Consider the following 11,162-nt stretch of genomic DNA (forward strand, 5'->3'; position numbering starts at 1 on the left):
CCATCATCCGGCCCCTACGCTACGCTCCGGGGTCCCCTCGCTACGGGCATGCTCCCGGGAGTACGCGCCGAAGGCCCCATCCATGGGGCCTCAGCGCTTGACGGGCATCCATGCCCGTCACCTCCCTACGCATGCCCTTCGCTCGGCCTACTGAAGTCGCAATCTGTGTCGCCTGAACTATCGCGCGCTTAAAAGCAAAAGCAAAAGCAAAAGCAAAAGCAATAGCAGCGGCAGCGGCAGCGGCAAAGCAATAACGGTCGCCAGACCTGGCGTTACTTACGTAGTGGGTCATCCCAGAAATGCCGGTCGGCTTCTTGCTGGATATCCGCCCGGCTCAATCCCAGATCGTGCAGGGTCGCATCACTGAGGCGGGCCAGTTCCTGCCGTTGGCGGTACAGCTGCAGCCAGCGCGCAAGGCGCTGCAGGGTCGCATGCCACAGGTGGTTCAGGGTAAAGGCAGGTTGCTGGATGCTGCTGACATGACCTTTCATCGTGAAGCCCTCCGTGTTGATGGCCTCAGTTTCACGCCAGGCATAAGATCAATCCAACGAATGTTTCTGATGCGATGCATCTCGGAGATTGATGCAATGTCCCTTTATCAGAGCCTCGATGCGGACGTGCTGCGTACCTTCGTCGCCATCGCCGAGCAAGGTGGCTTTACCCGCGCCGGCGAAGTGGTCAACCGCACCCAGTCGGCGGTGAGCATGCAGATGAAACGGCTGGAAGAAGATATTCTGCAGCGCCGGCTGTTCGAACGCGACGGCCGCCAGGTGCGGCTGACGGCCGAAGGCCAGGTGCTGCTGGGCTATGCCAGGCGTATCCTCAAGCTGCATGGCGAAGTGTTCAATACCCTGCGCATGCCACACATGGTCGGGCTGGTGCGCATCGGCACGCCGGACGACTATGCCATGCGTTTTCTGCCCAGCATCCTGTCGAGCTTTGCCCAGGCATACCCGCTGATACAGGTGGAAGTGCATTGCGACTCGTCCAAGCAGCTGATGCTGCGCCAGGACCTGGACTTGACCATCGTCACCCGCGAGCCTGGCAACGAAATCGGCCAGTTGCTGCGCCAGGAGCGCTTGGTGTGGGCTGCCGCCGAAGGCTTCTGCCCCCAGGAGCAACGGCCGATGCCGGTGGCACTGTTCAATACCGACTGTTTCTGCCGCGCCTGGACCTGCAATGCGCTGGAGGCTCAGGGCATCGACTACCGCATCGCCTACACCAGCCCCAGCCTGGCAGCGATCTTTGCCATTGTTACGGCGGGGTTGGCGGTGACGGCGCAGTTACAGAGCCTGATTGGCGGGAACATCCGGATTCTGGGCGAGAGCGAGGGCTTGCCGCAGTTGCCCATGGCCAATGTGATGCTGGTGCGCAGTACGCATAACCCCTCGCCAATTACCGACTGCATGGCCGATTACATCATTGAAGGCTTCCAGTAGGCCAAACGCACCCCATCACCTGCAGGGGCAGCCTTGTGCTGCGAATGGGCCGCAAGGCGGCCCCACACATTCAAAGCTCAAAACCGAGCATGACCGCGCACACCACCAAAAACACGCAGAACATCGCGCGCAACACCTTCTCGGGCAACGCATGGGCCAATTTCACCCCCCAGCTGATACTGAGCAAGCCACCCACCGCCAAAGGCAGCCCTACACCCCAGTCAACACTGTGATGCGCCCCATACGTCACCAGGGTGACCAGCGTACTGGGTGCCGCCAGCGCCAACGAAAGGCCTTGCGCCACCACCTGCGTCGTGCCAAATACGCTGGTCAGGATCGGCGTAGCGACCACCGCCCCGCCCACCCCGAACAAGCCGCCCATGGTGCCGGCAAAGCTGCCAAGCACACCCAGCCACGGCCAGGCATAGCGCATCTCGGCACTGGCCGGCGCCGCCTTCATGAACATGCGCGCCACATTCCACACCGCCAGGGCTACCAGGAAGCCGACAAACCCCAGGCGCATGGAATGCGCATCCAGCCCCACCGCCCAGATAGACCCCAGCCAGGCAAACACAAAGCTGCACAGCGACAGCGGCACGGCATGGCGCAGCTCGATGCGGTTGCGCTGGTGATAGCGCCACAGCGCCAGCAGCACATTCGGCACCACCATCACCAGCGCCGTACCCTGCGCCAATTGCTGGTCCAGACCAAAAAGCACGCCCAGTGCCGGAATCGCGATCAGGCCGCCGCCAATGCCGAACAAGCCCCCCATGGTGCCCAGGGCCGCGCCCAGCACGATATACAACAACCACTCGATCATCAGGGCCTCGTCCGCCTGTACAAATAATGCGAGCATGCTAACGATTGTACGCTGGCGGGGAAACGCACAGCAGCGCACAATGGCTGTGCGTTTTTCGCAAAAGCCAGGCAGCCATGAGCCCCGATACCCTGACCGACCAGTTGAGCCTGTTCCTCGACGTGCTGGAAACCGGCAGTTTTTCTGCCGCCGCCCGCCGCCATCCGCTCACGCCCTCTGCCGTGGCCCGGCGCATCGATAACCTGGAGAACGCAGTCGGCAGCCGGCTGTTCACCCGCAGTACCCATGCTGTGCGTGCCACACCGGCAGGCAACGCCTTTGCCGAGCGGGCCAGGCGCATCATCGAGGAACTGCGCCTGGCGCGCGCCGAGGCGGTATCGTTGAGCAATGCCCCGGAAGGGCTGATCCGCATCGACGCACCCGCCGCGTTCGGCCGCCGCCACCTGGCCCCGGCCATCGCCGACTTTCTGGTGGCCTACCCGGGCCTGGACGTGCAACTGCGCCTGATCGACAGCTTCGTCGACCTGCATGGCAGCCACCTCGGCGAGGTCGACCTGGTGCTGCGCGCTGGCCCGTTGGCAGATACCCGCCTGGTCGCTACGCCGTTGGCCTACATGGTGCGCATCGCCTGCGCCAGCCCGGCCTACCTGGCCAGCCGTGGCATCCCCACCTGCCCCAGCGAATTGCCCGGGCACGATGGGCTGGACTGGGATGGCCTGGCGCCACCGTTCGCCTGGCGTTTCAACGTAGCCGGGCAAACCCGGCTGTACCGACCCACGCGCATGCGCATGGCCGCCAACAACGCCGAAACCTTATTGTTCGGCGCTCTCGCCGGCCTGGGTATAGCCCACCTGCCCACCTGGCTGATCAGTGAATACCTGCTGCGTGGCGAGCTGGTGCCCTTGTTTTGCGACGGCGGCCTGCCCAAAGCCGAGACCAGTGGCATCTATGCACTACGCCTGGAACATGAAACGAACTCTCGCAGCCGTTTGCTGCTCGAATTCCTCAAGAGCCGCTTCAGCCCGATTCCACCTTGGGACCTGGCCTTGCGCAATGAACTGCGTGAGCTACACACGCACTAATGATCAGCATGCCAGAATTTCCCTTTGATCACTTTCAAGGACCTGCATGAACGCCGACACCCAAGTTTCCTGTGACGAGCTGCTGCTGGACAACCAGGTCTGCTTTGCCCTGCATTCCACCTCGTTGCTGATGACCAAGGTCTACAAACCGCTGTTGCAGGCACTGGGGCTGACCTACCCCCAGTACTTGGCCATGCTCGTGCTCTGGGAGCGCGACGGCTTGACTGTGGGTGAGATCAGCCAACACCTGCTGACCGACCCGGGCTCGCTCACCCCGCTGCTCAAACGCCTGGAAAGCGAAGGCCTGCTGCAACGCAACCGCAGCCGCGAAGACGAACGGGTGGTGCTGGTGCAACTGACCGACAAGGGCCGTGCGCTGCAGCAACAAGCCAGGGAAGTGCCGCAATGCATCCTCAAGGCCAGCGGACGCAGCCTTGAACAGTTGCAGCAACTGCAGGCCGACTTGCTGAAGCTGCGCGAAAGCCTGCAAAAAAACCTCTGATGACTATGCTGGGCAATGGCCGCTCGGCCAGAAGGTGAAAATTTATCTTGCGCGCTAACTAATTGCGCGCTAATTTAAATCCCACACCAACCCGCGCCTCCCTGCAGACGGGAGCGCATAGCACATTAGCGAGGCTCAAGATGCAAAAGGTGACTCCGCTGTACATCGCAGAAGCTACCTCCACCGGTGGGCGCGACGGCAAATCACGCTCCAGCGACGGCAAGCTGGAAGTCAAGCTCAGCACCCCCAAAGAGCTGGGCGGTGCAGGCGGTGACGGCACTAACCCCGAGCAGCTGTTCGCCGCCGGTTACTCGGCCTGCTTCATCGGCGCCTTGAAGTTCGTGGCCGGGCAAGAGAAGAAAGCCCTGCCGGCAGATGCCTCGATCACCGCCAAGGTCGGCATCGGCCAGATCCCGGGTGGTTTCGGCCTGGACATCGACCTGCACATCAGCCTGCCGGGCCTGGTCGAGGCCGATGCCAAAGGGCTGGTGGAAAAGGCGCATCAGGTTTGCCCGTATTCCAATGCCACCCGCGGTAATGTGGATGTGCGCCTGCACGTAACCGTTTAAGCCGCGAAGGCTTGCGCTTGCTTGAGTGGGAGCGTTGAGTATTGGCTTAATCACAGGCACAAAAAAACCCGGCGAGGCCGGGTTTTTTTGTGGGCATTGCAAGAAGAATTACTTCTTGGAACGGCCTTTGTAGACGCCACCTTCGCGAGTGTCGATGTCGATCCACTCGTCAATGTTGATGAAGTCGGCAACCTGGAGTTCGGTACCGTTCTTCAGCTTGGCAGGCTTCATGACCTTGCCCGAGGTGTCGCCGCGAGCAGCGTTCTCGGTGTAGACAACCTGACGGCTGATGGTGGTCGGCAGTTCAACCGATACCAGACGGCCTTCGAAGAACACGGCTTCGCAGACGTCTTCCATGCCTTCTTCGATGAACGGCAGAACGGCTTCGATATCCTCGGCGTTCAGCTCGTACATGGTGTAGTCGGTGGTGTCCATGAAGGTGTACGAGTCACCGCTGATGAACGACAGGGTCGCTTCTTTGCGATCCAGGATCACGTCGTCCAGCTTGTCGTCCGCACCGTATACGGTTTCGGTCTTGTAGCCGGTCAGCAGGTTCTTCAGCTTGGTCTTCATGATCGCGCTGTTACGGCCCGACTTGGTGAACTCAGCTTTTTGAACCAGCCACGGGTCGTTGTCGATCCGCAGTACGGTACCGGGTTTCAGTTCTTTACCAGTTTTCATTACGAAGTATCCGAATCTGGATGGATTTATAAAAATCGAGGCCGCATATCATAGCCAATTTCGGTAAAACTGTACCAGCGTCATGGCAAGGTCCGGCTGAGCGGCCTGTCGCGCGGCCCACAGCCGGGCATGTTGCTGCAGTTGCGGCCAATGCTGGCGGGCCGCCTGCCAGGCCTGGGCCATGTCCGAATCCCTGTTCCAGGCGCGCCACAGGCCCATGAGTGCGGCGTCGGCATCGCCTGACAAACCCCGTCGATAATGCGCCAGGAACGCTTCGAGCTTTTCCCAGTGGGCGTTCTCGTCCTGCACGTAGATATGCCACAGCATCGGCTGCGCGGCCCATTGCGCACGCACAAAGGAGTCTTCGCCACGCACCGCGTTGAAATCGCAGCTCCACAGCAACCGGTCGAAGTCATCCTGGCTGACGAAAGGCAGCACCTGTACGGTCAGCGTACCGCGCTTGCGCACATCCCCCACTTGCAATGGCGCCTCGCCAAGCCACTGGCTGAGGCCGGCGACGATACGGCCTTGCGGCACCAGCAGGTGACAAGGTTGATCCCCTGAGGCCAAGGCATCGAGCCAGTTGGCCAATTGTGGGTTTTCGTAAGCGAACAACGAAATCAGCAATGCCCCGTGCTCGGGGCTTACGCCCAAGCCTTGCAGAAACGCCTGCCGTGCATCGGCCGAGTGCTGGAACGCGTCACGCCGGGCCAGCAGCTCACCCTCACGCAGCAGGCCACCGGTTTTATCGGTAAAGCCCGGGAAAAAAAACACCTTGCGCAGGCCATTGGGCTGCGGCGAAGGCAGGCCATGGCAGCCTTCCACCCAGTCCTCGGCACTGAGGTATTCAAGGTTGAGCCACAGCGGCGGCCGCGGGCAGGCACGCATGGCCTCGACATAGGCGTTGGGCAACTGGCAGGCAAAAGCACCGATCACCACGTCGGCAGGTGCCACCGGCAGCCACGCCGCCGGCCACTGCCGCACCTCCACACCTTGCTGCCATTGCTGCGCGGCAGCGGCATCGGCGCCGGGGCACATGGGCGTGAAGGCGTTCAGGTCATCCACCCACAGGCGCACCGCCAGGCCATGCTCGGCCACCAGCTGGCGGGCCAGGCGCCAGGTAACGCCGATATCGCCGTAGTTGTCGACGACGCTGCAGAAGATGTCCCAGGTGGCTTTCATGCGCCGCTCCCCTTTACCTGCGGAAAAACGCGGATTCTGCCCGACAGCATGCGACAATGCACCCTGCCCCACCCTGCCAAGGAGGTTGCCATGCGCCGCACCCGTGAACTGAAGATCACCCTGAAGCCGCTGCAGTTGGTCCTGTGTGTTGCCTTCGGCCTCTGGCTTGGCGCCGTGGCCATCGCCCTGAGCCTGTGGCTGGCCCTGCAACTGTGGCCCGCCCAGGTAGCGCCCATTGCCCAGGCTGTGGCGCCAGCCCTGGTACAACCAGCAACGCCAGTGGCGCAGCCGCAGGATGCGCAAGCGGAGATGTTCGAACGCTACCAACACATCCTGCACAAACAGGAACAGCAACAAGCCGCCGAGGCAGCCCAAGGCAACCCGCGCAACCTCAACAGCCCCAAGTGCCAGTTCTGGCTGCAACAGAACCGCACTGCACCCACTGACAAAAGCCAGGCCAACGTGCTGGAGTTCTGTTACTGACTATGGACAAGCCCCACCTGCTGGCGCAGATCGTCGCCACCCTCGAGCATGACCTGGACGTGCTGACCCGGGCGGCGCAAACCGCCTACGAAGCTGCCACCGCGGAAGAAAACATCGCCGAGAACAAATACGACACCCTGGGCCTGGAAGCCTCCTACCTGGCCACCGGCCAGGCGCGGCGCAGTGCCGAGATACGCCAGGCGCTGCAGATTTACCAGCAACTGCTGCTGCGCGCCTACGACCCTGCGCGCGGGGTGCAGGTGAGCAACCTGGTGACGCTGGAGGATGAAGCTGGCGAGCGACGCCAAGTGTTCCTGGGGCCCGAGGCAGCGGGGTTGAAGATTGGTGACGGTGACAAGCTGGTCACGGTAATTACCCCTCGTTCACCGCTGGGGCAGCTGTTGCTGGGCAAGCGGGTCGACGACGAGGTGAGCCTCGGGATGCAGATACTGTTCATTGTCGATGCTGCCTGAACTGGCCGCTTCGCGGGCACAGGCAATAATTCGCTAAAGGGCCTGCAAGGCATCGAACCGCCCCGCCAGCCCCTGCTCGGCAAACTGCTCCACCACAAAATCGATAAACGCCCGGGTCTTGCCGGGCATCAGCTTGTGCTCGGCGAAATACAGGCTGATATGCCCATCGTCCACATACCAGTCCGGCAGTACCCGCTGGAGCCGCCCGCCCTGCAAATAGGGCACTGCAAACGGCAGGCTCACCAGCGCAATCCCCAGCCCCTGCTCGGCCACCGCACACGCGGCATCCGAATCGCTCATGGTCATCGCCTGGCGTAACTGTAGCGGCTGCTGCGCCTGCCAGCGGCTGGTCAACGGCCACGAACGCACCCGCCCGGTCTGGGGTGAGCGAATCAGGATGCCGTCATGCCGCTGCAACACCTGCGGGTCTTCAATCTGCGCATGCCGCTGCAGGTACGACGGTGCCGCCACCAATACCCGGTGGGCCGGTGTCAGCTTGCGTGCCACCACCCCCGGCGGCAGTTCGAAGCCACCCCCGATCGCCGCATCGAAGCCTTGGCCGATCAGGTCGACCTGGCGGTTGTCGAAATGCCAGTCCGGGGTAATCGCCGGGTAGCGGCGCAAGAACTCCCCTAGCAAAGGCAGTACGTACAAACGCCCGAACACCGTGCCCATACTCACGCGCAACAGCCCGGCTGGCTGCCCTTCGGCGCTGGCCAGATTGGCCACGGCGTACTGGATGGTGCGGAAGCTGTCACTGACTTCACCCAGAAAACGCTGCCCCGCCTCGGTCAAGGTCAGCTTGCGCGTACTACGCTGGAACAACCGCACGCCCAGGCGCGCCTCCAACTGGGCAACATGCTTGCCCACAGCGGCGGGGGTAATGCGCAAGCGCCTGGCAGCCTCGGCGAAGCTGCCGACCTCGGCACTGCGGATGAAGCATTCCAAAGCGTTGAACGATTCCACGGCCATGATTGGCAACCAAAGGTTTACTCTGCTGATAGTGATTGCCATCTTATCAGCAGGTAATCGAGCGCCGATACTGCGCCCATCCAAGGCATTTCGGCCTGGCTTCCAGCAGGAGATCAGCATGTCCAAGCAACTTACACTCGAAGGCAAAGTCGCCCTGGTACAGGGCGGTTCCCGCGGCATTGGTGCGGCCATCGTGCGGCGCCTGGCACGCGAAGGTGCACAGGTGGGCTTCACCTATGTCAGTTCTGCCGGCCCGGCAGAGGAGCTGGCACGGGAAATCAACGAAAACGGCGGCAAGGCCCTGGCCCTGCGCGCCGACAGCGCCGACGCCGCCGCCGTACAACTGGCCGTGGATGACACCGTCAAGGCCTTCGGCCGGCTGGATATCCTGGTCAACAACGCTGGCGTACTGGCGGTGGCACCACTGACCGAATTCGACCTCGCTGACTTCGACCGTACCCTGGCGGTGAACGTGCGCAGCGTGTTCGTCGCCAGCCAGGCCGCTGCACGCTACATGGGCCAAGGCGGGCGCATCATCAACATTGGCAGCACCAACGCCGAGCGCATGCCGTTCGCCGGTGGCGCGCCTTATGCCATGAGCAAGTCGGCGCTGGTTGGCCTGACCCGCGGCATGGCGCGTGACCTGGGGCCGATGGGCATTACCGTGAACAACGTGCAGCCAGGGCCGGTGGACACCGACATGAACCCGGCCAGTGGCGAGTTTGCCGAAAGCCTGATCCCGCTGATGGCGATCGGGCGGTATGGCGAGGCGGATGAGATCGCCAGCTTCGTGGCTTACCTGGCGGGGCCGGAGGCTGGCTATATCACAGGGGCCAGCCTGACTGTGGATGGTGGGTTTGCGGCCTGATTGACGGGCTGCCTGTACCGGCCCTTTCGCGGGCAAGCCCGCTCCCACAGGCCCCCACAGGTCCAGGGCTGCAGTGAGCCTGTGGGGCGGGTTTTACCCGAGACGCCTGCGCGGGCTTACCCGTCATCACACTCAGAAAGGCCCTGGCAGCCGGCGCGCCACCATCCATCTATCCGCTTTCAAGAGGGATAAATTGAAAACGCCACATTGGCGTCATCCCTGACACTTCCTGATAATTACCCCCCACTCACTCCTGCCGCCACGAGAACCTAATGAACACCCCCCTCAGCCGCGCCCTGATCCTGCTGATGGCCACCGCCACCGGCCTGGCCGTGGCCAGCAACTACTACGCCCAACCGCTGTTGCACAGCATCGCCCAACAGTTCGGCCTGAGCACCGCCAGCGCCGGCAGCATCGTGATTGCCGCGCAGCTCAGCTACGGCGCCGGCCTGTTACTCCTGGCTCCGCTAGGCGATCTGTTCGAGCAGCGCCGGCTGATCACGGTGATGACCATCATTTCCACCATGGGCCTGGTCATCAGCGCCTGCGCACCCAGCCTGCCCTGGCTGATCCTTGGCACGGCGCTGACCGGGCTGTTCTCGGTGGTGGCGCAAATTCTCGTGCCGATGGCCGCGACCCTGAGTGAACCGCATCAACGCGGGCGGGCGGTTGGCACGCTGATGAGCGGCCTGCTGCTGGGTATCCTGCTGGCGCGCACCGCTGCCGGCTTCATGGCCGAGCTGGGCGGCTGGCGCAGCATCTACGTGCTGGCCGCTGTGCTGATGGGGATCACTGCCGTGGCGCTGTACCGCAGCCTGCCGCAGCACCACAGCCATGCCGGGCTGAAGTATCCGGCCCTGATCGGCTCGGTGTTTCGGCTGTTCCTCGAAGAGCCGGTACTGCGCCTGCGCTCGCTGCTGGGGCTGCTGGCGTTCAGCCTGTTCGCGTTGTTCTGGACACCGCTGGCATTCCTGCTGGCAAAGGGCCCTTACCATTACTCGGATGCAGTGATCGGCCTGTTCGGCCTGGCCGGTGCCGCGGGTGCGCTATCGGCCAACTGGGCCGGTCGCCTGGCCGACCGCGGCAAGGGTTCACTGGGCACCACCGTTGGCCTGGTGGTACTGCTGCTGTCGTGGGTGCCGCTGGGGTTCGCCGAACAGTCGCTGCTGGCCTTGCTGCTGGGCGTGCTGATGCTCGACCTGGCGGTGCAGCTGGTGCATGTGAGCAACCAGAATGCGGTGATTGCCTTACGACCAGAAGCACGTACGCGACTGAATGCCGGGTATATCACCTGCTACTTCATTGGCGGGGCGCTGGGGTCGCTGCTGGGCACGCAGCTGTTCCAGCGCCAGGGCTGGATGGGCATTGTGGTGGCGGGATTGGTGATTGGAGCCTTGGCGTTGCTGGCCTGGGGGTTGGCCGAGCGCAAGCGCAAGAACGCCTTGCAGGTAGCCTGAAAGTCGTCGCCGTGATTCGCGAGCGCGCCCGCATCAGCCAGGGTGACAACATACCGCACTACCCTCCGTCGCCTTGGCGTTGACTTGCCTGCCCCGGCAGCGCTCAGTAGGCCCTGGTCAAATGCCAATACCTGACAGGACGATTTTATGACAAGACTCACGGTTCAATCCGGCGATTTCTTGCAAGGTGAAGGCGAGTATCGCAATGGATCGCTCACACTCAAGACCCCGCGTAGCCCGTCCCCGGGCGAGCGGATTTCCCTGGCACGTATCAGCGACCTGCGCCTGGCCAGCCTGGAATCCAACCGCAGCCTGGGCACTGCCCTGGGCTGGGGCGTGGCTGGCGCACTGGTGGCCGGGCCGGTAGGGTTGCTGGCCGGGCTGTGGCTGGGCGGCAAGGAAGAAGAAGCGACCTTCCTGGCCACCTTCAAGGACGGCCGCAAGCTGATGGCCGTTACCGATGGCAAGACCTGGTCGAAGATCGATGACAACTGGCGCCAGCATAAGCGGCCAGTCAGGGCAGGCTGACTGAATATCGCCAGGCCTGGATCGTTTTATGTTGAAGGCGGCTGGTAAGATGCCGCCTTTTTTCATGGCCTGTGCCGCGCCTCCAGGAGCCCCACCGCATGCCCCCGGT

The 11,162-nt window shown here is 62.8% G+C and carries 14 protein-coding genes; 9 read left to right on the forward strand and 5 right to left on the reverse strand.

Translation table 11 applies throughout. The features are described 5' to 3' along the window. Nucleotides 1–272 precede the first annotated feature (272 nt). The gene (locus DMX11_RS25275) at nt 273–491 is read right to left on the reverse strand and encodes a DUF1127 domain-containing protein (protein WP_110748384.1); all 219 of its coding nucleotides are present in this window, start codon (nt 489–491) and stop codon (nt 273–275) included. 96 nt (nt 492–587) lie between these two features. Between DMX11_RS25275 and DMX11_RS25280 the strand changes: the two genes are divergently transcribed. Then, the gene (locus DMX11_RS25280) at nt 588–1,439 is read left to right on the forward strand and encodes a LysR substrate-binding domain-containing protein (protein ID WP_110748387.1); all 852 of its coding nucleotides are present in this window, start codon (nt 588–590) and stop codon (nt 1,437–1,439) included. A gap of 70 nt (nt 1,440–1,509) precedes the next feature. Here DMX11_RS25280 and DMX11_RS25285 read toward each other — a convergent pair whose 3' ends face one another. Further along, a complete protein-coding gene (locus tag DMX11_RS25285) occupies nt 1,510–2,259 on the reverse strand; it encodes a sulfite exporter TauE/SafE family protein (protein ID WP_110748391.1) in 750 nt (249 codons plus the stop codon). 113 nt (nt 2,260–2,372) lie between these two features. Between DMX11_RS25285 and DMX11_RS25290 the strand changes: the two genes are divergently transcribed. From DMX11_RS25290 to DMX11_RS25300, 3 genes are all read left to right on the forward strand, one after another. Next, nucleotides 2,373–3,338, forward strand: coding sequence for a LysR family transcriptional regulator (locus DMX11_RS25290; protein WP_110748396.1), 966 nt, complete (start codon nt 2,373–2,375; stop codon nt 3,336–3,338). 46 nt (nt 3,339–3,384) lie between these two features. Then, nucleotides 3,385–3,840, forward strand: coding sequence for a MarR family winged helix-turn-helix transcriptional regulator (locus DMX11_RS25295; RefSeq protein ID WP_110748399.1), 456 nt, complete (start codon nt 3,385–3,387; stop codon nt 3,838–3,840). 140 nt (nt 3,841–3,980) lie between these two features. Further along, the gene (locus tag DMX11_RS25300; RefSeq protein ID WP_110748400.1) at nt 3,981–4,409 is read left to right on the forward strand and encodes an organic hydroperoxide resistance protein; all 429 of its coding nucleotides are present in this window, start codon (nt 3,981–3,983) and stop codon (nt 4,407–4,409) included. A gap of 108 nt (nt 4,410–4,517) precedes the next feature. On the opposite strand, the gene DMX11_RS25305 is transcribed toward DMX11_RS25300, so the two are convergent. Together DMX11_RS25305 and earP are read right to left on the reverse strand one after the other, a co-directional pair. Beyond that, on the reverse strand, nt 4,518–5,090 hold the full coding sequence (locus DMX11_RS25305; RefSeq protein WP_028634770.1) for an elongation factor P: 573 nt from the start codon (nt 5,088–5,090) through the stop codon (nt 4,518–4,520). 48 nt (nt 5,091–5,138) lie between these two features. Beyond that, a complete protein-coding gene (gene earP / locus DMX11_RS25310) occupies nt 5,139–6,272 on the reverse strand; it encodes an elongation factor P maturation arginine rhamnosyltransferase EarP (protein WP_110748401.1) in 1,134 nt (377 codons plus the stop codon). Between the two features lie 90 nt (nt 6,273–6,362). On the opposite strand from earP, the gene DMX11_RS25315 reads away from it, so the two are divergent. Both DMX11_RS25315 and DMX11_RS25320 read left to right on the forward strand, forming a co-directional pair. Beyond that, nucleotides 6,363–6,755, forward strand: a complete 393-nt coding sequence (locus DMX11_RS25315) for a hypothetical protein (protein ID WP_110748404.1) — start codon at nt 6,363–6,365, stop codon at nt 6,753–6,755. Nucleotides 6,756–6,757: 2 nt separating this feature from the next. Continuing rightward, complete coding sequence (locus DMX11_RS25320) at nt 6,758–7,228, forward strand: GreA/GreB family elongation factor (protein WP_110748406.1); 471 nt, start codon at nt 6,758–6,760, stop codon at nt 7,226–7,228. Nucleotides 7,229–7,261: 33 nt separating this feature from the next. Here DMX11_RS25320 and DMX11_RS25325 read toward each other — a convergent pair whose 3' ends face one another. After that, entirely contained in the window at nt 7,262–8,200 is a 939-nt protein-coding gene (locus DMX11_RS25325; RefSeq protein WP_110748408.1) for a LysR family transcriptional regulator, read from the reverse strand. A gap of 118 nt (nt 8,201–8,318) precedes the next feature. Here DMX11_RS25325 and DMX11_RS25330 point away from each other — a divergent pair, with 118 nt between their 5' ends. The 3 genes from DMX11_RS25330 (at nt 8,319) to DMX11_RS25340 (ending at nt 11,053) form a co-directional block, all read left to right on the forward strand. Further along, nucleotides 8,319–9,068 carry a 3-oxoacyl-ACP reductase family protein gene (locus DMX11_RS25330; protein ID WP_110748411.1) on the forward strand — a complete coding sequence of 250 codons (750 nt, stop codon included), beginning with the start codon at nt 8,319–8,321 and terminating at the stop codon, nt 9,066–9,068. Nucleotides 9,069–9,340: 272 nt separating this feature from the next. Continuing rightward, complete coding sequence (locus DMX11_RS25335; RefSeq protein WP_110748416.1) at nt 9,341–10,525, forward strand: MFS transporter; 1,185 nt, start codon at nt 9,341–9,343, stop codon at nt 10,523–10,525. Nucleotides 10,526–10,672: 147 nt separating this feature from the next. After that, nucleotides 10,673–11,053, forward strand: coding sequence for a hypothetical protein (locus tag DMX11_RS25340; RefSeq protein ID WP_110748421.1), 381 nt, complete (start codon nt 10,673–10,675; stop codon nt 11,051–11,053). The last annotated feature ends 109 nt before the right edge of the window (nt 11,054–11,162 follow it).

The sequence above is a fragment of the Pseudomonas sp. LB-090624 genome (genome assembly GCF_003205205.1).
In the GTDB taxonomy this organism is placed as follows: domain Bacteria; phylum Pseudomonadota; class Gammaproteobacteria; order Pseudomonadales; family Pseudomonadaceae; genus Aquipseudomonas.

What these genes read in the sequence shown, in the direction of transcription:
- DMX11_RS25295 (WP_110748399.1), top strand. Translation starts at nt 3,385, where the DNA reads ATGAACGCCGACACCCAAGTTTCCTGTGACGAGCTGCTGCTGGACAAC.
- DMX11_RS25300 (WP_110748400.1), top strand. Translation starts at nt 3,981, where the DNA reads ATGCAAAAGGTGACTCCGCTGTACATCGCAGAAGCTACCTCCACCGGT.
- DMX11_RS25285 (WP_110748391.1), bottom strand. Translation starts at nt 2,259, where the DNA reads ATGATCGAGTGGTTGTTGTATATCGTGCTGGGCGCGGCCCTGGGCACC.
- DMX11_RS25290 (WP_110748396.1), top strand. Translation starts at nt 2,373, where the DNA reads ATGAGCCCCGATACCCTGACCGACCAGTTGAGCCTGTTCCTCGACGTG.
- DMX11_RS25340 (WP_110748421.1), top strand. Translation starts at nt 10,673, where the DNA reads ATGACAAGACTCACGGTTCAATCCGGCGATTTCTTGCAAGGTGAAGGC.
- DMX11_RS25320 (WP_110748406.1), top strand. Translation starts at nt 6,758, where the DNA reads ATGGACAAGCCCCACCTGCTGGCGCAGATCGTCGCCACCCTCGAGCAT.
- DMX11_RS25280 (WP_110748387.1), top strand. Translation starts at nt 588, where the DNA reads ATGTCCCTTTATCAGAGCCTCGATGCGGACGTGCTGCGTACCTTCGTC.
- DMX11_RS25330 (WP_110748411.1), top strand. Translation starts at nt 8,319, where the DNA reads ATGTCCAAGCAACTTACACTCGAAGGCAAAGTCGCCCTGGTACAGGGC.
- DMX11_RS25305 (WP_028634770.1), bottom strand. Translation starts at nt 5,090, where the DNA reads ATGAAAACTGGTAAAGAACTGAAACCCGGTACCGTACTGCGGATCGAC.
- DMX11_RS25275 (WP_110748384.1), bottom strand. Translation starts at nt 491, where the DNA reads ATGAAAGGTCATGTCAGCAGCATCCAGCAACCTGCCTTTACCCTGAAC.
- DMX11_RS25335 (WP_110748416.1), top strand. Translation starts at nt 9,341, where the DNA reads ATGAACACCCCCCTCAGCCGCGCCCTGATCCTGCTGATGGCCACCGCC.
- DMX11_RS25315 (WP_110748404.1), top strand. Translation starts at nt 6,363, where the DNA reads ATGCGCCGCACCCGTGAACTGAAGATCACCCTGAAGCCGCTGCAGTTG.
- DMX11_RS25325 (WP_110748408.1), bottom strand. Translation starts at nt 8,200, where the DNA reads ATGGCCGTGGAATCGTTCAACGCTTTGGAATGCTTCATCCGCAGTGCC.
- earP (WP_110748401.1), bottom strand. Translation starts at nt 6,272, where the DNA reads ATGAAAGCCACCTGGGACATCTTCTGCAGCGTCGTCGACAACTACGGC.